This is a genomic window from Arthrobacter sorbitolis (assembly GCF_054510995.1).
In genome coordinates this window covers 117,542-138,068 of record NZ_JBTNDM010000004.1, presented here as the reverse complement: position 1 = coordinate 138,068, position 20,527 = coordinate 117,542, and the positions used below count along the sequence as shown (strand labels likewise).

Sequence of the window (20,527 nt, the reverse complement as noted above, 5' to 3'; positions counted from 1 at the left end):
ACGCTTATGCTTCCTGTTCCAGAATGTCCTTGGCCCGGTAGTAGCTATCACTGGCGCCCAGGTTCAGCGCCCGCAACTGGTGACCACTAGCTTGTGTGAATTCGTAAGTGCCCGGGAACCACGCCAGCATCGGACGACCCGTAACGACACTCTGCAGGTTCTCCAGCACCGTGTGGGTGCGAATGAAGGGGAACACCTCGCCGATGCCCGTGAGGAAGACTATGTCGCTCGGCTCAGCGTCGAGGAGGATGCGGATCGCGGGTGCGAGGTGATCATGCGGGTCAAGCATGCCTTGCAATGTCTCGCGGAACTCGGTCTTTTCCATGTCTGGCTCGAGTGCCAAGACTCGAGCCCAAACCCCACGTGCCCTGAGCAACTGCACGGCAAGGTTGTAAAGGTTGATCTCGACGACGTTTAACCCGTCGTCGCTACGGAGTTTCGTGGTAACGCGGTCGCGGAGGCCGTCGACGTCACGCGACCACGTGGGCGGGTAGTGATAGATGAAGAACGGCACCTCCTTAGAGAGGCCCTCCATCTTCAAAAACCGCATACCGCGCAGCACTTCGTAAACGTGCTTTTCATCGCTCGTGAGGCTTCGCTTGATCGTGCTCATCCCGTCGCCTCCATCGGCAGAGTGGTGGGAAAAAACCGGATGTCGCTCGGGCCGCGTGCAGCAAGGGCTTTGTGGACTCGCCCTGAGAGCACTGCCGGTACGATGGCGCCTTCTTTGCTCCAAATGCCCACTTCATACAGCATGCGGAAGACGTTCTGGCGGAGCCTGGCTCGCGTTGAGGGTTTTAACTCGTCAAGCTCGGGGTGCCACAAGCTTCTACCCGTCATAAACCGCTCGAAGTGTTCGGTGCTGAGCGTCGGGGTCATCAGGAGGAACCGTTCGCGAATGACTTCTTCCGCGAAGTCACCAATCAGGTCATAATGACGGCATGCAGCGGCCCACATCAAGTGACAGCGCTCGGTGAGACTCGATTCCGCGAGTAGTTCAAGTTCTAGATCATCGAAAACGCTTAGCCGCTGGATCGTCTCCCGCGTTACGCGAACACTCGACGAAGTCGTACGCGCCTGCAGCAGATTCTGCTCAGTGACTGCACGACGTACCATCAGCCAATCGTGCGAGCGGAGATACTCGGCGACGATCACGTCTGCCTCGCGCACCAGAAGCCCCCCGCTGGTGAACGACAGTGCATAGCGATCATTTGAGCGACTGCTCGTAGTCAACGGGGCCTCCTTCCGGGAGTCGGGCAGTGGTCGGGATACGTAGGCACGCCGACGGGAACGTCGCGGCACTTCGAAGAAAACAGCTAAATAGTCTGGCCCGAGCTCCAATGCATCGGCACCACAACCGTGGACTCAGTCGCCGATCTCGCTGGCTTGAAATTTCCACAGGAGCTCATTTTTATGGGTAGGCATGCCTCGTCGGCAATCCAGGAGTAGACCGAATCCCTCGTCATGCGGCCATGAACAGCGATGCCGTCAGCGGGGAGCCAAGGCTCGGGCACGTCGGTCCTCTCAATACGCTTGCGGCCTCAGGGACCCTCTTCCCTGATACTACCGAGGAGTGCCCTTCTGCCCTGCTTTGACTGGGCCTCGCCGGGTGAGTCCTATCCGAAAGGACGCTTAGGGCTCGGTGCGCTCCTTTCTGCCTCGAGCCCAGACGCCGCAAGCCCGTTCTCCATCGATCGTAATTCAATGCTTTGGGCTCAAGCAGAGGATCTCGTGCGGCCACCCTGCGGCCTCACGCGCCTCAAGCCGGGCCAATGACACCTCCCGTAATGCAGGTGCTCGACAGGTCTCCCAACGCTGGGATCGTCGATGCTTCCGGTTGATGCCCCGCTCCCCCGTCGTGGAGGACGCGGAGGATCCCGACGCGCTAGGGCGGTGAAGGATTGCTAACTCGCCGCACACATAGCGGGAGTGAAGCACTTCATCGCAGAGGCCCGGAGCCGCATCGAGCAACTCGCGGATGATCCTGTCCGCGGATCAACAGCGACTAGACCGAGATCGAACTTCGGTTTCATGACCTCGCGACTTCGGCTCGGGCTATGCGTCGGCGCTTTGGTTCACCGCGAAGTGCAAGGCTCGCGTTGCCGGGAGCAAGGTCTCAGCAACGGCGTGAATCCTGGTCTCAACGTTCCCTTGTTCCAGTTGTTCCAGGGTTTCCCCACAGAGAGTCCTTAGAGAGATGCATACATGGAATGTCGGATGGTGAGTGCGGGAAATGGGTAGAGGCAGTACTGGGGAAACCTGGAACTTCCGGAACAAGTCCCCTACTGATGGAGTCGCCTACCCTGCTTCCCCTTATTCACGCGGTTCTTCGACAGATAACCCTGTTCCGGATTCTGTTCCAAGACCGTTCCTAGGTTCAAAGTTCGCACATCATCCGAAGCGCCTGCACTCCTTCCCTCAAATGTGCTCCTAGAGGATCGAGCGAGGCCCACCAGCGGAAATCCTTCCCCCGGTGACAGCAAGTCCGCAACCAGAGAAAGCAGTACAGCAAAATGACAAAGACCTACACCCCTACCCCTGACTTCGGCGATGACTTGGATTTCGGTCCGGAGGATGCCTACTTCATCGACGGCACGGACTTCGAGGCGGAGGCAGCAAGCATCTCCTCCGGGGATGAGTTCTTCCTCGACCATTCCGACGAACCCTGCAAACTCACTGCGACTGACCTCGAGTACCTGGCCGAGGAGGGCATCCTCCCCGAGGTCGCTTTGGCTCATGGAACATACTCGGTGGTCGTCGAATCGCAGATGCCCGAAGAGCTGGCAACGAAGTGGGATGGCCCCGGCATCATCTTCCAGAACCACCGGATCGACGGCTCGGTTGTTCCCCAGTACCGCCCGACAGAGGCGACCAGGGTCGGCACGGATGGCAAGCCGACGAAATATGTACTGCCAGCGAAGTCGGGCAACTCCCCTTACTACTCGCCGCTGCAAAAGGAGATGCTCGGTAAGGCGGAGACTGTGCTCGTCATCGAGGGCACGAAAGCCTGCCTCTCGGTGGTCTCACTGCTTCAGGAAGTCGGCAAGCTCGATGAGATTTTCGTGATCTCGGTTGCCGGTGCGTGGGGCGGCAGTGAGGGGGGCGTTCACTCTCCCGATTTCGGTGACATGCTCGGTGCGGGCGCTACCGTAACGGCCTTCTTCGACGCGGATTTCGCGACCAATGAGTCTGTTTACCTGGCGGCGAAGAAGCTGCAAGATTTTCTGAATGCGTCTTTCGGTGCCTCCGTGAAGTTCGCTCGGGTCCCGGTCTCCGGCAAGGGCGGCGTATCCGACTGGCTTGGCAGCCTCAAGCGTCGCAGCGCAGTGCAGCGAATGGACGCCGTGGATCGTCTTATCGCCAGTGCTATCGCGAAGCTCGGCCGTAAGCCCGCCGCGAAGAAGAAGGCCCCGAGTGCCGCGAGCTCCCACCTGGCGGAGGTATCCGCCGGCGGCGCCCGGGTCTTCAGGGACCTCGAGATGATCGCCCGGGCCAACATCAGTGAGGATGGCAAGGTCACCCCCGGCGAGATCCTACTTAAGGACGCGGCCATCTGGCTTACGGCGATTCACGAGGTCTTCGACGATATGTCGCAGTCCGCCGCCCGGACCGGTGAGTTCGACGTGGCGGTGAAGCTCGGCGGTGGTCTGGTTTTCGAGTTGGAGCGTGTCGCGGCCTCCCAGCTCGACAACCCCCGTTGGATTCTTTCCCAGGTCCCCGGTGCCCTCGGAGAGACAGCAACGATCCGTCCCTATGCCGAGAAGGAAATTGGTGAAGCCATTCGTGCCTCCTCTGGCCTCCCTGGCGTGGACTTTCCCATCAAGCGCCGCCTGACCCGGTGCGGTTGGTACGAGATTGACCGCGTCGCCGAGGACGGAAGCCCGAAAAAGTCGGCCTTCTATCTCACTGGCACCGGTGCGATCGGCGGCGACGGCATGGATTTGGCTTTTACGGCCCGCATTGCGGAGCCTACTTTGGCGGGCTTTGAGATGGTCGACCTGAACCAGGTAACCCAGCGCGAGATCGAATCGGCCGTCGCGAAGGTGCTCGAGGCGATCGAGGCACACCTCGTTGATCCGACGCCGGTCCTCGTAGGCCTGGGTTTCATGGCCCTGTCGGTGATGGGTGTGAAGGCTGGTGGTGGCGCCTGCATCGTGGGTCTCCCGGGATCCGGCAAGACGGCAATGGCCCTGTTTCTCTCGTCCCTCCAGATCGGCCGTTGGGACGAGGATTTCCTCGGCAACTTCGAAGGCACGTCAAACTACGTGGCCGGTGTCGGCCGGGGCGTCCACAACGCGACCGTCTTCGTCGACGATCTCCGCGTTCGATCCCGCCCGGGCTCTACCAACCAGCGCAGTCAAGATGCCCAATCCGAAGCGTTCTCCCAGATCATGCGGCGCATGTACGGTGGCGGAGGCAAGGCCCGCGGCCGTCAGTTCTTCGACAAGAACAGCGGCGACGTGTTCTCGAAGGAAAAGGCCCGTACGGCTCCGGGATTCATCCTGACCGCCGAGCCCGCTGCCCTGCCCGATGGTCACCAGAACTCCGATATGGAGCGAGGCCTGTTCGTCGAGGTGACGAAGGAATCTACCTTCCGGCCCGGTGGCGCCTCGGCAATGGAGGATCTCGCCAATGAGGGCATCACCCAAATTGCCTGGGCCGGGTTCATCCAGTATCTTGCCGGCAAGATCGACCGTAACGGTGGGCTGGACGAATACCTTTCAGTAGTCCGCTGCATCGCCGAGGATGTTGCCACCACTTTCCGAAGTGCTCACCCCAGCATCCCCGGGTCGAGGCCTCACCGCATCGCGGCCAACGCATACGTCGGCCTCGCCGAGTTCCTGGGCTACGCAGGCCAGTTCGTCGGCATCGCGCGGGCGGGTGTCGCCGCCCGCCTCACCCAACAGGGCTGGGAGCTGACACAGACGGCCATGTCCGAGTGCTGGGACAAGTTCCAGGGCGGCCAACCGCCAATGGGACCTCTCGAGGCGCTGAAAGGTGCCGTAGCCTCAGGTGAATACTGGATTGAAAACTACGCAGGCGACCCAACAAAGTCACGTCTGAAGCTCGGGGTGAAGGGCGAGACAGCTGGCCAGTCCGGCGTGAAGGAGGAGGTGCTCTTCCTCCTCCCAGAGGTCGTCACCAAGATCACCGGGCTGAAGGGGAAAGCGCTCGGTCTGGCCCTTGGCGAGGACATCATCCCCGGCACCGAGGGGTACATGCGCCGGCTCCGTACGCCGCAGGGCAATCTCTGGATGTATGCGGTCAAGCGCTCCAGCTGGGGCGGCCTCCAGGTCGTTGGAAGCAGCGAAGGCTGGACCAAGGCCGAGGACTCGGTAGCCGCCTAATGGCACCCGCCGGGCTACTTGCCGCAACCGCGTCCTGAGTATGGAAGGGGCACCACTTCTCTATTTGCCTCCGCGGTCAAAAGACAGCCGCTAAGTTCAGCACCGACACCGGCCGGCCATGCCGTATCTGACCGACGGTCGACCGCTTAGAGTCGACATCGGCAAAGGCAGCGACGCCGAACCTCCCTAGCGGACATGCGTCGAAATGGTGAACGGCGCGGGCCATCAAGGCCATGACTGCTTCTCCGGCTTACCCGACCCGTCTGATGTGAGCCAGATTCCGACCGGCCTGAACTCCCGCAGCGAGGGCCCCAGCGCAATGACGGCGCCAAAGCAATAAGAGTACGCTCCCATCCACCACTCGATCTTTCGTCGGTCTCTGTAGCTATTGCGGCCTTGATTGAGCGCGTTCTTGAACTCGACGATCAGCAGGTTGTGCTCAGGCCCGTCCTTTCCGCGATGGTGCACCGCGAGATCCGGGGTGCCATATCCGCTTCTGTTCATTCCTTGCCGCTTAGGATCTCCATCGAAACTCTCCCGGTTCCACTCCAGATCGATGTCCCACCTGCCGTGAAAGGGTTCGGTTTCGTACAGCGCACGATAGATTTGTCCCACTCGGGCGCGCTCTCCAACGCCCCACTCCCATAGGCTTGGTTGGTCTGCGTGGACCCGATCAATCGCATTCCACAGCCATTCACGGACAACGTTGTCTGTGCCGCTTCCCAGTGCGTCCATCGTTGCAACCTAGCCGTCGACATGGCATTTCCACTAGGGTTTTTCGAAGGGTGTTCTTCGCGCACGAGACCTAGCGCGGCGCGTCACGATGGTAGGTCCTTGTCCAGCAAATTGTCGAAGAACGCTTCGTCCAGCTGGTAGGTGACGATGGGCGTACGGGGCTGGACACCAACCCGGTACTTGAACATCAGCTCGGCCAGTCGGCGACCGTCGATCAGTACGATTTTAATAGCGCTGCCGGAGATCTCTTCCGCTGCCGTGACCGCCGAGCTGCTGTAGCTGGCGGTGGTGATGAAGATGCCCTTGTTTGCTCGCTTCTGCATGAGGGCACCGCCGAAGTCGCGGACGTCCTTCGGCCCGACGGAATCGTTGTGTGAGTACCTTTTAGCTTGAAGGTACACCTTGTCAAAGCCAAGAGCGTCCTGCCAGATAATGCCGTCGATGCCGTTGTCACCGCTGCCACCAGTGCGTTGCATCATCTTGCTATTCGTCCCGTAGCCCATCGCATCCACGACCATCAGAATTAGATTCTCGAACGGTCGGTGATGCACCTTCAGCAGGTTCAGGTAGATGTCTTCAATTAATGCTTCATTAATTTGTGATGCGGCTTCGGCCAGGGACTCCTCTGGTGTTTCCTCGGAGTCCTCAACAACCTCTACGGGTCCGCCCTCCGGAGCTTCCCTTCGCCGGCGCGCCGTACCACGAAGCCAATCGACGTACTCGGCGTTCTTGCGCAGGGTCTCATAGGTGACTGGCTCTTGTGAGGCGACGGCTTCCTTGCCGTCCTCGCTAATGACGAAGGTTCTGCGGTCGGGCCGATCAAGCAGCCCTGCGCGAAACGAATTGTAAACGGCCCAGTGGGCTCGCCCCCCGCCACAGGGGCTTGTTTTGCGTATCAGTCCTAGCCGCATCGTCGTCGCTCAACGCCAGCCCGGGGTAAATCAAGTCTTGGATTTGGCGTTCTGTTCGAGGAGTACCATCTGCCATGAGGCTGACGACAGGGTCGATGAACGCTTTCCACTGAGGCATAGTCACCTGCTTACCCTATGCCGACTGGAAGCTCAGGCGGCGGTGTGTGCACGAAGCTCCGAGCTAAGATCCGCTCACTGATGGTCATGCAGTTGACGTGCGGACGCTGGCGCCTCGCCGACGTTATTCCATCTCGTCGCCATCTGAGGGATGAACGCCAACCGGCGTCATCGCGTCAAACATGTCCTGGTGGTCTAAATACTGCATCTCGTGGACTTCCTCGGTGTACTTGTCGACCAAGATGGCGCCCCGTCCAACCAGCATGTAGTCACCGCTCTCTTGCCCGCCCTCCAGCGCTTCCCTCGCGCCGTCGACGACGACCCAAAAAGCTTCATTCTCGAAGCCGTAGTCGGCCACCATGTACTGCCCGCGGTGTCCATACTTAGCCCATTCCCTGACGCCGCGCTCATAGGCAACGACGCGCGCCTGCTCGAAGTCGATCATGACCACGGCCTCCCAATGTCGATTGTTGCCCCGACGGACCCTCTTCAGAAGGACTATCGCGCTGCTCTGCTAATCCACGAGTTTCCTTCGATCTGACGGGGTTGGTTCTAGGCTCTATGCGTCCCGTCCACCGACGGGCAACACCGGCCGCTCCCCTAGTTGGCGGAGTTTCCGCCAACTAGGTCCACTTCCGCCAAGAACGGCCGGATATGCAGCCGGTCACATCCGGGAGAGGAGCTCGGCCTTCTTCGCCTGGAACTCCGACTCACTGACGATCCCTGCGTCGCGCAGCTTCCCAAGCTTCTCCAGCTGGGCGAAGACGTCGTCAGGGGCTGGTACGGGTTGCGGCGCCGGTGCTGCCTGCGGCTGGTGGAGGGCGCGCTGGGCCGCCTCCACGGCGTCCCGTATGGCGATGAAGGCCGCATCCTCGCCCATGCCGAAGGTGATCGAGTTCTCGTCCTTCACGGCACTCATCGTCTGATGGCCGAACGCGCTGACCTTCTCGTTGCCGCCGGCGATCGAAAACTGGATGAAGCCGGCCATGACCACGCCCGAGGGCTTGATCTGGACGCTCGAGATGGACGTGATCGGGACTCGCTTCACGCCCTTGCCGATTGTCACGCGCCCCAGGCCGATGTGCTGAATGGTGACGAAGTGCCCATCGAATGCGATGTACCCCACGCCCAAGGCGCGCGCGAGGAGGGCATCTGCAGGGATCTTGTACTTCGCCCGGAACTTCTCGTCGCCGGTCGGAGCCTGGCCGTCCGCGGACTTCACCCTATGCGTTTGGACTCCCGGACCCGACGAGGGCATCGGCGGCGCCGGGCGCTGCCCCTGCACTCCGTAGGCCCTGTCGCTCTCGACCAGGCGGTGCAGTTGCGCGAAAGCCGACTCGTCCTGCGCCCCGAAGATAATGTCCTGGCGGTCGCCGAACTTGTCCGTCGGGCGCCGGAAGCGGATGTGTCCCTGCGTCAGCGTGCCGGCTGGCTTGAAGTCGACGCCGGCCAGGTCCTGCACCGGGATGACGACCATCGGGGTCAACTTCATCTTCACCGACAGGATGCCCTCGCCGTACGCAGCCCACCCCTGTTGGCCGATCCAGACCGGAATGTGAGGCGGTATCGCGTACTTCTCGCGGATCCGCTGCGCCTTCGATCCGTCCCTGTCCCCCATGCCGTGCCCTTCCCCTGGCCAATGTCCTCACCAGAGCATAGGGCCGCCCGGCGACGCCAGGCGGCTAGGCTTGCCGCAGTCGATCACGAGGGGGACGAATGCGCCACGGGCGTAGCGACGAAGACTGGAATGACCTGATGGATGCGGGCATGCAGGAGCTGGTGAGAGTGGCACAGAGTGGGGTCTGGACCTCCTATGGCGAGTTCAACGAGGCGATTGCCGAAGGCGCCGGCGTCCGCAAGTTCGACTTCAACAACGACGGTGAGCGGAACGCCATCGGCACGCTCCTGGCCGACGTCGTTAAGGCAGACCCTCTGCACCCACAGTTCATGATCTCCGCGGTGGTGAAGCTGGCTGCCAGGGACGCCGGCCCCGGCGAGGGCTTCTACACGCTGGCGGAGCACCTGGAGCACCTGGATCACCTGAAGCCCGGCGCCTCGAGCGACGAGAAGTACGGCGTCTGGTCCCAGCACGTTGGCATGGCGTTCGACCACTACCGTCGCCGGCCCCGGCCCCGGCCCCGGACGCAGGAAAGCTCCGGCAGCCCGTAGTCCGCCGAAGCTTTCCGTTGCCTCAGGCCATCACAGCTGGCATGAAACGCAGCCCTCCACCTCGAAGCCGCCGTCCCTCGCTGTCTCCACAGGTGCACACCCATTTTTCGTCACTTCCATGACGAGCTACACGACGAGTTCTTCGTCGTCTAAAGCGCCCAGTGTCTCCACCGCCGCCTCTGATCCGATGCCGCAGCCGTGGTGGGATGCGTCTGAGGGCAGGGGTGAGGTAACAATTACTGCATGCATCAGATGCCTGCGTTGAAACCGAGACCGTCCCTTATTGGCATGCGGCTGTATGGCCCCCCTCTTTCTGACGTGACCGTTCGGTTCGGCCCCAGCCTTACAGCCTTCTACGGCCGAAACGGTGCCGGGAAGACGTCAATTCTCAACGGCCTGCGAGGCGCGTTTGCCGGACGCGCGAAGTACATCAATCAGCTCTTCATGCAGGCCGACAAGGGGTCCGTGGCTTTCGACTGGGCTGTCAGGAGTATCAAGGACACCGCCCGTGATCCTTCGTACGAGCTGACATATGACACTCCGGATGTCGACGTTCTCCGGCATGCAATCCGCCACTGGTTCCTGTCCGGCGGAAGACACTTCGACCCTGCCCTGACGGCGGATGAGATCGATTCGGCGCTTGTCGATGAGTTGGCGGATCTGTCCTCGATAGCTATTCTCCCGGCAGGTGCCGAAGAGCCATCCTGGGATGTCTGGGCGTGTATCCCTCCGCAAGGATCACGAGCCGCGGCGAGCGAGAAAGCCGTGGCCAAGCTCGTCGATCTCTGGAACGAAGAGGATGAGCGCTCGAATCTGCTGGCGGAGAAGGAAGTGCAGCTGGAGGCGTTGTACGAGGCTGGAGAGATTTCAGAAGAGGAGTTGATGGAAAGGCAGGGCGACCTCGAGGTGGCATGGGAAAAAGCCGCTAGACAAGACGGGTTCGGCATCTTTGAACCCGTGGCAGGGTTCACCTGGGATTTTTTCTGGTCTGACACTGCGGAAAACGTCAGAAAGTTCATCAGCCGAATGCTCGGAGACGGGCTTCCGGTGCCGGTCGTAAAGATCTTCTCCACGAAGTCGATTCCGTTTGAGTTGGAAGATGACGGGGACGAGTCCGACCTAGACCGAGTGACTGCCGTGAAGCTCATGGCGCGTCTCGATTCACGCTCCAAGGAAGACCCGAAGGAAGACCAAGACACAGCCGAGCCGCTGCGCCGCTGGGTCCAGGAGCTAGAGTCCGAGGTCAACACCATCTACTCAACACTCCTGCAGGACGCTCCTCCCCTCAGTCTCGAGATGTCGGACCCGTCCCGGTGGCTGGCCGAAAAACCATTGCGGTGGATTGTCCGCTACGGCCATCAAGAAGTGCCTCTCTCGTCACTCTCCCGAGCCGAAGGGCGCTGGGCCAGAATAGCCATCCGCCGAGCACTGGACTTTCACTCACTCATTGCGGCCGCCGTCATCGACGAACCCGAAGCGGCACTCCACCGCGCCGCCGAGCGGCACATGTCTGCTGGACTCGACACGCTAACGGCGTTCGGCCCTCAACTCATAGTCGCCACACACTCTCCAGAGGTTCTCAACTCCAGAGGGACCAGTTGCGTTCATGTGTCAAAAACCGAAGGGGGAACGCGTGTTGGACAGATTCCTGACCTAGGCCCGGAGAACCTTGCAGTCCTCGGACTGTCCCCGTCTGACCTTCTAGGCCTCTACCGCGTATTCCTCCTAGTTGAAGGCGTCCATGACGAGATCGTCCTAGGTGCCTTCTGCGGGCCGGCGCTGGAAGAAGCGCGGGTCAAAATCATCCCTATGCGTGGAGCGAGAAACCTCCCCGGATCCATCGAGAGTCAGGTTCTGTTTGACCTCACCGACGCACATGTCGTGGCGGTACTGGATGACATCAACATCCAGGAAGTCAATGAGGTGTGGGCTGAAGCAGTGAGGCTGGCGAAGTCCGACGAACAGGATGAGGCCATGACGCTACTGACCAGCGCATTCCGTGGACGCAGGGGCAACGAGTACGCCTGGATTACGAACTGGCTCGCCCGGGCGTTGAAGCAGCAGGTGGATTCGCGCATAGAGCCCTATGGTTTCCGAGCCCGCGACATCATCGAGTACCTGCCTGTGGAACTGATAGTGCCGGAAGCCGGAAAGTCCTGGGACGATCTCCGGCGGGAGCACGACGACGCCATCCCCTCATTGAACAAGGCAAAAGGCCTTCATGATTTCAAGGAATGGCTGAAAAGGACCTTCAAAGCCGATACGTCGGTCAGTGCCATCCGCCGCGCCGCCGAGGCAGCAACAGACATCCCTGAGGAGTTTCAGAGGTTTAGCTACAGGCTGCGAGAAATAGGGTCGCGACGAGTTGCAGGGCATTGACGCTGAAGTTGAGGAACCTTGCGCCCTCGTCGATCGCGATGCTCCCGGACCTCACGCAGGCCTTGGCTGCGCGTTCTACGCCTAGCGATTGGGCCTCCTTCTCGTAGTCATGGCAGCAGGGATGTGTGCAGTGGAAGGACACCGTCGTTCAAAGGGTTCGAGGAGGCAACGTACCGGGCGATAAGCTCGCCCCGAGAAACGAACATCGGAGGGGCTTGTGCCGGTACACCTGAGAGAACTCGTTCTAAGCGTTGCCCGCTGCACGGAGGTTCCTGGTGCGGTCGCAGACCCTCAACATCCATGCCATGAGGTTGTCTGCTTTCAGGACCGATATGAGGGCCCGTTTCAGGTGCCTGAAGCGTGGGCCGGCAGGATGGAGACTGCGAAAGTGGTCTTCTTGTCCTCGAACCCGTCGATCAGTGCAGGAGAGCCTGAGGCACGAGCTCGATATAAGCATCTAGCTGAGCTCTATCCAACTGCCGAATGGAACGACGATATGATCGCCGACTTCATGCTGCATCGGTTCGACAGCGAGCACTCCTGGGTGAATGGAAACTTGCAGCACCTCAAGGCCGGTGCCACAGGCGAATCGTTCGCCGAAGTGCTCCGCCGCGTCGCCGGTGGTGAGGCAGTTAATCGTGGCAGGAGCGAGACCTACTGGCAGTGGGTTCGGAAGCAAACAGTGGCGCTGGTTGGCGAGGGAGCTCCCTGGCACGAAAGCGCGGCGATGACCGAGGTCGTGCACTGCAAGTCAAAAAACGAGATCGGCGTCCGCGAAGCTGCTAGCTTCTGCAGCGCCAAGCACATGGACCGCGTGCTTTCCGCGTCGCCGGCTGGACTGATCGTCGTCGTGGGCGGGCCATCACGCGATGCCTTCACGCTGGCTCACCCGGAAATCTCAAAGCGGTTCCCCCTCTTCGGTCGCGACGACCCGATCACAGGCCGGGTCGATCCCGTGCAAAGTATCGTAAAAATTACGGTCGGCGGCCGCCAGCGCCTGATCTGCTTCCTGTGGCACAACAGCGCCTATGCACCCAAAGTTAAGGACCTCAAGACTATGTATCCGGAGGACTTCCCCCGGCTGCAGCGCGCGGCACTGAGTCCTGCACCACCGGAGGAACTATAGAAAAAGCCGGAAATGGGCCCCCGTACGCACGTCGTCGATAGATGGGTAGCCAGTTCCCAAGTTGTAAGCTCTCCGGGCAGACGGGCAACCGGGTTTGGTGAGGTGATAGCCGCTGACGTCCCAGGTTCAGCCAGCAGCCCGAAGCTCCCCTACTGGAAAAACTCGGAATGCATCGGACTCATCTGCGCGGGTGCAGTAGTGGCGGCTGACAATCAGGAGCAGGATCTGAGCCGGGATCCCCAAAGCTTTGAGCTCATGGCTTCCCTGTCTTGCAGGCGGCTGGACTGGGGCGAAAGTGTCCCGTGCTGCGTCAGCTAAGTGTAGATCTGACGGGAGTTGTTGACAGTCGGGTTTTCTAGTTGAAAGGAAGACTTCAGCCCATCAGCCTTCGAGCGTCGAGCGTCGAGCGTCGAGGCAATTACTGGCTCGCCGTCCGGCGTCACGTCGAGGAAGTCAGCGGGAACCTAGCAGCGAAATACCACACTAATCGCTAGCTGCGCGGCGGTCCGGACGGGGACAGATACGCCACTACGATGGCGGGATGCAACCATCCGAATATGAGCTCAATGCCTGGCGGGACATCCAGAACTACAAGGGACGCCCAGTGTCAGGTGCATTGAAGGATGTCGGCAAGCGAATGGTAGACGGCGCCGCAGAGCTTAGCGGGCATGCCACGACATATATGGAAGACCATCCACGGGCCCGATCGGCCGTCTCGCGCGGGCAAGAAATCGCGGCCAAGGGCACCAATGCACTCGGCCGTGGGAAACGACTGGCTGCCGAAGTGCTACCGTCCTGGAGCGGCACTGTCCTCGAATCCACCAGATACACCGGGGCACGCATTTCGCGGCTTGGACTCACACCCAAAGCGGTCGTGGTGAAGCACAAGAAGCAAGGGCACGCCGTTGCGTCACTTTCGGACCTGCGTCGCTTAGATCTGGAGCAGATTGACGCTGTCCGTGGACGGGGAGATAGCTGGGGCTACCCGATCGTTGCAGCAGCCGTGGGAATCGGTACCGGGCTGGTAATCACCGGCGGAGGATTAGCAATCGCCATCACCAGCGGTGCCGCCGCCGCTCCGTCGGGCGGGGCTATCACCGGCGCCATGGCCACTGACACTGCAGCTGTCCTCGGACTAACCTCCCGCTGCGTCGGCAAGGTGTCTCTGCATTACGGCTACGATCCTGAAGTCCCCGCGGAGAAGATGTTCGTGATGACCGTCATTAACGCCGCAACGGCGATGTCAGCCGGAGCGAAGACCGCCGCCATGGCGGACATCTCGAAGCTCACTCAGGCGCTATTCCGCCGCCAAAGCTGGGAAGTCCTCGATAAGTTTGTGGTCGCCCAAGTCTCAAAGAAGTTTGCGGGAGCATTCGGCAAACGCCTGACCAAGCAGGGGCTTGGAAAGGTTGTTCCCGGTGCTGGGGCCGTCATCGGCTCCACCCTCAACTGGGCCACCCTGGAGTCCGTTATCGACCTTGCGGACGTCGCATACCGACGGCGGTTCCTTCTTGAGAAGTATCCGCACCTCGCTGAGGAAGAGGTGCCGGGCACGTTCGCAGACGCCGTTCCGGCAGAGGTCATTCCAGTTGACGGCGACGAAGTGATCAGCGTGCTTGACGAGATAACGGAAGCGGGCGGGCCTGACATAAAAGCTTCGTAAGCTTCGTAAGCTTCGGCATCCAAATCCCCGGGACGCCTTGAGGGCTGGGGCTTGTTCGTTGGGCTGGGTGTCTTGCGCCCGTCGTGCCTAATCCGGCTGGACCACGAGCTCAAACAGGCCGGCCGCCGAGAGCGAGTTCGAAAAGGTCGTCTCGTTCAACGGGGTTAATGAACATGACGTTCCCGGCGGGGACGGTGGCCCTTTACCTGCGGCTGAGGAGGTCGGTCTTCTTTGCCTCGAATTCCTCGTCACTGATGATGCCCTGTGCGCGCAGTGCGGCAAGGTCGTGAATTTGCGAGCCAACCGTGGGCTGGACCGGGCCGCGCGGTGTCGCGCGGGTGATAGCGCGGACTATGAGCCAGGTAAGCAACGTCAGGATGCCAATGCCAACGAGCGCCCACGTCAATGCCGCTGCGGAGGCGATCTCCTGTATGCAGTCGGCCTCGTTTGAACCAAAGCCCAACCCGCCCTCGTACATCATGGCGTCGGTTAGCTCAGCGACGGTGTTGTCGGGATTGAAGGGGCTGCCGCAAATGTCCGAGACATCAGTGAATCCGATGATGAATCCGAGGACAGTGATGGTGCTGCCCAAGCCCAGGATCCATCCGAGCAAGGTGGAGTGCGGGCGTTTCGGGGGCTTGGGCGCAGAAGGGCGGTCCTGCGACACGACGGCCGGTGCGGCATCGGCGCGCGCGTCCGCTGGGAGGATGAAGTGCTCGAACGGCGCGGCAGGCCCGAGATGGCCGGCAGGCAGTGGGGTAACGGAGTCACTATGTTCTGGTGCCAGGCTGGCGCGATCGGTGACCGCTCCCCATTCGGTGCCGTCGAAGTATGCCACGATGCCGTGGTTGAGAATGTGTGCGTACCAGCCAGGATTCACGATGCCCCCAAAGTCTTGATGGAGGCCTCGCCGAATATGTAGGCGCCTCACGGTTCACGAATAATTATGGCACTGGTGGCATAGCCCGTTGACCGTGCTGTGATTCCCTTAATGGCCAGAGTTACTAGCACGATGATGGCGGTTGCCAATGTCGTCACCAGCACGATGAGCCAACGGGAAGAGGGCAGGACCGCGAACCAGGACACGGCCAGCACGAGGATCGCCACCCCGACACCGTTGATAAAAAGCGCAGTGTAGCCGGGGCCCATCAGCACATCCCTTGGGGCATCCAAGCCGTTCGACTCCAGGTACAGGGCGAGACCGCAGCCGATCGTGTCGAGTATGCCTACGACGCTGAGCACGACTCAACTGGAGACGGCCTTGGAGTGGCCTTGCGCACAGGTGTGCTCACTTGCCGGGGTCACGAATGTATCAAAGCAGTATGCATAGTCTCATCTGCGGAGGGTGAGATCTCGGTCAGCAACTCTGTGCGTTCTCCTGCAGCATTGCTGACACGTCTGCCAGGGGCCGAACCTGGGCTGCTCAAGTAGGTCCCGTGCGTCCAAGACAGGGAGCCTGCGGGTACACATCTTTTCGTGAGTGTAGCGTCAGTGATACTTCCGAGAGGGCACCCCCGGTGACCGAAAGTCATGCCGCTCACGTGTGCGGCCGGACCCCCTATCCTCATCGCGGGGGGATGGGCTCGTGCGGCCCCTCCCCCTCGGTGCACGCCGGGGCGTACCATCTGGCCATGGTCGTCTCAAAGAAGAGCGTCCCCTTGGTTCCGTCGGCCGATGTGTCGCCGCCCCCGCTGCGGCACGACCGATGGTGGTTCAGGGACGTCGTGATCCCGATTCTCATCGCCGTCATCGTGGGCGGCATGGTGATCGCCGGCCAGTACCTTATCGATGACAGACGTGCCGACCGTGAGCAAGCCATGGCGGACCGGCAGCAGGCGGAGGCCGATGAACTCGCTCGGCTGGAGGATATGCGCTTCATCCGTGAGCAGTCCGCCGGGCTCGAGCCTCTTCGGTACGGGGAAGGGGAAGACAATGTATTGCCGCCCTACCTGCCATTCCAGGGCATGGATCTGCACGGGATGGATCTCAGCTTCATGGATCTCAGGCGTGCCAATTTCACCAACGCCGACCTGACGAACGTCAACTTCCACCAGGCGAACCTGCGTGGAGCGATCTTCCGTGAGTCAACGGTCGTCGGAGTCAACTTCATTGAGGCAGAGCTCAACGAGGCCAGCTTCTGGCGCGTCGCCTTCATCGACTCGGACTTGAGGGGCGCTACGACTGGCGGCACCATGTTCACCTATACCTGTCGGAACGCAGGAACGAAGTGGATCACATCGCCAGATCAGCAGCAGCAGCGCGACGACCGGATGTGCACGACAGCGGAGGACGAACCGTGACGGTTGCTGAACATTTCTGACATTTTTCTGGCGGTAAGTGGCCGGGTTCGGCAGGGCGGGTCGACTTAGGTATGAGGAGGTCGCTGAGGGATGTCATGCCGGTCACGTGTGTGGCCGGACCGACCGGGCTCATTGCATAACAGGAAATCCTGTGGCCCTCTCCCGGCGGCGCACCTGGGGCGTACTATCTGCGCATGGTCGTCTCAAAGAAGAGCGTTCCCCTAGTCCCGCAGGCCGAAGTACCGCCACCGCCGAAGCACCAGCGGTGGTGGTTCCGGGACGTCATCATTCCGACCCTCATAGCGGTCGTCGTGGGAGGCATGACAATCGCAGGACAAGCGGTGATCGACGACAACCGGGCTGAGCGCGAGCAGGCTGCTGCCGAAGCTCTCTCGCAGGAACTGGCGCGACTGGAGGAAGAGCGGTCAGCCGAACTGGTCCGCCTGGAAGATCTGCGATTCGTCCGTGAGCGCTCCGCTGACATCGAACCGGCCCTCACTGAGGACGGCCGGCCGATCCTGAAACGGCTCCCCTTCTCCGGGATGGACATGGAGGGCATGGACTTGAGCTTCATGGATCTTCGGAACGCCGATTTCACGAGCGCCAACCTGACCGAGGTGAACTTCTTTCAAGCCGATCTCAGAGGCGCACTTTTCCGGAGTACGAACGCCACCAGGGCAAATTTGCGAGATGCGGAGATGCGTGGGGCTGCCTTCTACAGGTCAAGCCTCGGCGGGGCGGACCTACGCGATACGTTCGGCGCCGAATTCATCGATTCGTGCTGGACCGCAGATACACAGTGGCCGAGTGACGATCGACCGACGCCGGAGATGATTTGCCCGCCGCCGTCGCCCGAACCGGACCCGTCGGAAGAGGGTGAGTGACGGGGCTCGAACCCGCGACCTCCTCGACCACAACCAGCCGCTCTACCAACTGAGCTACACCCACCATGCGGGCGCGTGAGCGCCCCGAGCAGACGACGGGGATCGAATCCGCTGCCTCTTGGTTGGAAGCTAGGCGCCCTACCTTCAGGGCCTCGTCTGAAGATGCCCTCGCGGGCGGGTGGCCTACCGCGCCGGAACTGAGATGGGCGAGTAGGCGGCGCGGCCGCACGTCAGGCATCGGTAGATGTCCCGTTTGGGCGACACGTAGTTCATTGCGCCGTGATCGACGCAGTCCGGCTTGTTCCACGCCGGGTTTAGGACGACGGTCCGTGCGCTGACGTCCCCGGTAGACCAGTCAGCCCGGTCCTGCTGAGTGGCCCAGTTGAAGTCAGGCATGTCGGCGAGATTAAAGATTGGGCGCAGTTCCATAGGGTCCTGCTTCCTGCTCGAAGATCCTCGCCACCCTGGCTGGGCGGTGGTCCTCGATGCGTGCCACATCCATCCCGGGTTCGAACCCCGGACCGTCCGATTTTCAGTCGTGCGCTTTACCAACCTGCGTGGCAAAGCATGCCGTTCTCGAACCGGCCTCTCCTGCGCGTACGGCCAAGTATTCGCTCGTCCCCGTCGCCAGTTCTGGGGCTACGAGCTCGTGCCCGCCGTCGATCGCCGGAAATTGAACTGAGCTCGCAGGGGGCTCCATCTGTCGAGAACCACGAGTTCAAAAGGTACACGTTTTTGCGTATGCATCCCCTCAACGACGCCCAAGACCTGCTGCTCATTTTTCGGAAAAGTAGTCTGCTCACGCGCCGCCGAAAACTGCAGGCGCAATGTTTCGTGGATATAGAAGCACCTTTGAGCGCTCATGCACTGGAATACCAAAGGAGTTAACAGGGTGTCGGCGCTGGAGCGCTGATTCAACTGGAGGGACCGCATACTATCGGTGAGACTGCAGATACTACGTTTCTTGGGGGACCGATGACCTTTTCGCGCTTCACGCCTTATGGCACGCCTTGTGTGACACCGTGACCAGGAGTGCAGGCTCTCGCTTCCAGCTGATTCCTCTCGCCCTCGCGTGTGCGCTTCTTGCTTCCGGTTGCTCGAACCCAGTCACGAACAACATGGCTCCCGAGTCCGTAGGTACGGCGACATCCGAAATGTCGTCACCAGCCCGGACTTCAGCCGCCCCCTCAAAGCCAAGCCCCTCCGCCGCGGCCACCCCGACCCGCGCGGCCACCCCGACCAGCGCTCCCTCACCGACAGGTCAGGTGGATGCCGCGGTACTGGACCAGACGTTCACTTCGCCGGATGGCGCCTTGAGTTTCCGTTATCCGACCGGGTGGACCGTTACTCAAACGCCGGAGGTGCAAGACGGCGGGCCCTGGACACTGGTCAACCCGGCAGGTGATTCCGTGCTCGCGCTCAGCGCCTTCCCTTCCGACTCCCCGAGGGGAGGGATGGGCCCACTCCTCATGGCATCACCGGAAGGGCCTATAGCCGGAGTGGTGGACAAAGCTGGTATGACGCCTCAAGCCGTCGTCGCCGTGGCCGCAGGTCACGCCCCGGGCGGCAATGGCGCGCTGGTCTACGGCGCAGCAGTCCCGGGAACAGATACGTGGCAGTTCGATTTCGGGTGGGACAACTACTACTCGTTGTCCTTTTCGGGCTCACGAATGCTGGGATCTACTGATCGAACAGATGATCTGACGGCCGCAGCTGACCAGTTCACTGCAAGTTCAGAATTCCGTTCTCAGATCCTTCCGATCATCCAGTCCCTGACCGCCTCCGCGGCTCCCGCGCCGGGCGGAGTGGCACCCGAGGCTGCTGGTGAAAGCACCTGCGGGGGTGCAAGATTCGTGTACGAGAATTTGCAAGGCGTCACTTGTGAGGAGGCCAAGTTCGTCCTGCAAGAGGTGCTCGACACAGGTGCACCGCAGGGCGCCCGCAGCCGGATAACCGATGATTTTGAATGCTACGAAACCAGCTACGTCGAGCGGACCGAAGGCTTGCCAGACATGACGTGTTGGGCGCTGACCGACGAGGGTCTGCGCGACTACCCCATCCTCGACGCGAACTACCGCTAATTCCGAACACACCCATCCACGCAACGCCGCGACAGGTTGGGGGCAGCACACCCATGTCGCCATAAGGAAGTTCTATGCAAAACCCGTTCACCGACAAATCCATCACTCGCGAGCAGAGAAGAAACCGGATCATCCTCGCGGTTGTGCCAGTCCTCATCATCGCCGCCATCCAAACCATGCTCGACGGCGGCGGCGAAGCGGATGCGACCAAGCCGGAGGCCACCGGGCAGAGCACGCTGGCGCAAAGCGGGGCAGACGCCCCTGAGCGAAAGGCATGGGCTGCCGAGATCAACGAGGCCGGCCTGGAGTCATTCGGTATCGGGACGTGGACTGAGACATGCCTCTTCGAGACGGTGGGATGGCCCTGCTACGTCCAGGATATGGAATCACCCTCACCGGAGAGCCTTGTCGTCATGCTCATGGTTGACGGCGTCAGCGAAGACAATGAACGCCTCGGCGACGACGCGGCGCACGCATTGTTCAAGCTAGTCAACGCGAAGGAACACGGACTCGAATGGATTCAAGTCGTCGACAGCTCGTACGGTCTTCTGACGACCGTCCACTACAACGAAGCGCTGCCCGCCGGCTGATATAGGGCGCTGTGACGGCCGCTTATACTTGCGTGGGTCGTCCTTCTTTACTCGTTTGCAACCAGCGCTGATGGGGTCCGCTGACGTGCCAATCACACCGGGTTGGGGCCACATCGCCTTCGTGGTCAATGACCTCCACGTTGCAAAGGACGCCGTCCACGAGAACGGCGGAGCAGACGCCTCCGAGATCTCCCTCTCCAGACGTTCGACGGACGACAGCTCAC

Annotated in this window: 17 protein-coding genes; 9 read left to right on the top strand and 8 right to left on the bottom strand. The window is 61.1% G+C overall.

Annotated features, from left to right (window positions below; genetic code table 11):
- Positions 1-4 precede the first annotated feature (4 nt).
- Entirely contained in the window at positions 5-613 is a 609-nt protein-coding gene (locus tag ACX80K_RS10625) for a DUF1788 domain-containing protein (RefSeq protein ID WP_459271838.1), read from the bottom strand.
- Positions 610-1,233, bottom strand: coding sequence for a DUF1819 family protein (locus tag ACX80K_RS10620; RefSeq protein ID WP_459271837.1), 624 nt, complete (start codon positions 1,231-1,233; stop codon positions 610-612). Before ACX80K_RS10620 ends, ACX80K_RS10625 begins: the two co-directional genes overlap by 4 nt.
- Before the next feature lie 1,280 nt (positions 1,234-2,513).
- On the opposite strand from ACX80K_RS10620, the gene ACX80K_RS10615 reads away from it, so the two are divergent.
- A complete protein-coding gene (locus ACX80K_RS10615; RefSeq protein ID WP_459271836.1) occupies positions 2,514-5,348 on the top strand; it encodes a hypothetical protein in 2,835 nt (944 codons plus the stop codon).
- A 225-nt stretch (positions 5,349-5,573) separates the two neighbouring features.
- Here ACX80K_RS10615 and ACX80K_RS10610 read toward each other — a convergent pair whose 3' ends face one another.
- The 4 genes from ACX80K_RS10610 to ACX80K_RS10595 form a co-directional block, all read right to left on the bottom strand.
- Positions 5,574-6,083, bottom strand: coding sequence for a hypothetical protein (locus tag ACX80K_RS10610; RefSeq protein ID WP_459271835.1), 510 nt, complete (start codon positions 6,081-6,083; stop codon positions 5,574-5,576).
- Positions 6,084-6,166: 83 nt separating this feature from the next.
- The gene (locus ACX80K_RS10605; protein ID WP_459271834.1) at positions 6,167-6,994 is read right to left on the bottom strand and encodes a restriction endonuclease; all 828 of its coding nucleotides are present in this window, start codon (positions 6,992-6,994) and stop codon (positions 6,167-6,169) included.
- A gap of 241 nt (positions 6,995-7,235) precedes the next feature.
- Positions 7,236-7,556: a hypothetical protein gene (locus tag ACX80K_RS10600; protein WP_459271833.1), complete on the bottom strand. Its 321-nt coding sequence runs from the start codon at positions 7,554-7,556 to the stop codon at positions 7,236-7,238.
- Positions 7,557-7,775: 219 nt separating this feature from the next.
- Complete coding sequence (locus ACX80K_RS10595; RefSeq protein WP_459271832.1) at positions 7,776-8,729, bottom strand: DUF4429 domain-containing protein; 954 nt, start codon at positions 8,727-8,729, stop codon at positions 7,776-7,778.
- Positions 8,730-8,866: 137 nt separating this feature from the next.
- Here ACX80K_RS10595 and ACX80K_RS10590 point away from each other — a divergent pair, with 137 nt between their 5' ends.
- The 4 genes from ACX80K_RS10590 to ACX80K_RS10575 all read left to right on the top strand — a co-directional run bounded on the left by ACX80K_RS10590 (position 8,867) and on the right by ACX80K_RS10575 (position 14,448).
- The gene (locus tag ACX80K_RS10590) at positions 8,867-9,280 is read left to right on the top strand and encodes a hypothetical protein (protein WP_459271831.1); all 414 of its coding nucleotides are present in this window, start codon (positions 8,867-8,869) and stop codon (positions 9,278-9,280) included.
- Between the two features lie 243 nt (positions 9,281-9,523).
- Entirely contained in the window at positions 9,524-11,659 is a 2,136-nt protein-coding gene (locus ACX80K_RS10585; protein ID WP_459271830.1) for an AAA family ATPase, read from the top strand.
- Positions 11,660-12,155: 496 nt separating this feature from the next.
- On the top strand, positions 12,156-12,785 hold the full coding sequence (locus tag ACX80K_RS10580; RefSeq protein WP_459271829.1) for a hypothetical protein: 630 nt from the start codon (positions 12,156-12,158) through the stop codon (positions 12,783-12,785).
- A 541-nt stretch (positions 12,786-13,326) separates the two neighbouring features.
- Positions 13,327-14,448 (top strand): EcsC family protein, encoded by a 1,122-nt coding sequence (locus ACX80K_RS10575; RefSeq protein WP_459271828.1) that lies wholly within the window; start codon positions 13,327-13,329, stop codon positions 14,446-14,448.
- A 202-nt stretch (positions 14,449-14,650) separates the two neighbouring features.
- Here ACX80K_RS10575 and ACX80K_RS10570 read toward each other — a convergent pair whose 3' ends face one another.
- Both ACX80K_RS10570 and ACX80K_RS10565 read right to left on the bottom strand, forming a co-directional pair.
- Positions 14,651-15,328 (bottom strand): SHOCT domain-containing protein, encoded by a 678-nt coding sequence (locus ACX80K_RS10570; RefSeq protein ID WP_459271827.1) that lies wholly within the window; start codon positions 15,326-15,328, stop codon positions 14,651-14,653.
- Between the two features lie 47 nt (positions 15,329-15,375).
- Positions 15,376-15,690, bottom strand: coding sequence for a hypothetical protein (locus ACX80K_RS10565; protein WP_459271826.1), 315 nt, complete (start codon positions 15,688-15,690; stop codon positions 15,376-15,378).
- Between the two features lie 389 nt (positions 15,691-16,079).
- On the opposite strand from ACX80K_RS10565, the gene ACX80K_RS10560 reads away from it, so the two are divergent.
- The 4 genes from ACX80K_RS10560 to ACX80K_RS10545 all read left to right on the top strand — a co-directional run bounded on the left by ACX80K_RS10560 (position 16,080) and on the right by ACX80K_RS10545 (position 20,303).
- Positions 16,080-16,748 (top strand): pentapeptide repeat-containing protein, encoded by a 669-nt coding sequence (locus tag ACX80K_RS10560; protein ID WP_459271825.1) that lies wholly within the window; start codon positions 16,080-16,082, stop codon positions 16,746-16,748.
- 194 nt (positions 16,749-16,942) lie between these two features.
- Positions 16,943-17,632: a pentapeptide repeat-containing protein gene (locus ACX80K_RS10555; RefSeq protein WP_459271824.1), complete on the top strand. Its 690-nt coding sequence runs from the start codon at positions 16,943-16,945 to the stop codon at positions 17,630-17,632.
- A gap of 1,517 nt (positions 17,633-19,149) precedes the next feature.
- On the top strand, positions 19,150-19,713 hold the full coding sequence (locus ACX80K_RS10550; RefSeq protein ID WP_459271823.1) for a hypothetical protein: 564 nt from the start codon (positions 19,150-19,152) through the stop codon (positions 19,711-19,713).
- A 74-nt stretch (positions 19,714-19,787) separates the two neighbouring features.
- Positions 19,788-20,303, top strand: coding sequence for a hypothetical protein (locus tag ACX80K_RS10545; RefSeq protein WP_459271822.1), 516 nt, complete (start codon positions 19,788-19,790; stop codon positions 20,301-20,303).
- Positions 20,304-20,527 lie beyond the last annotated feature (224 nt).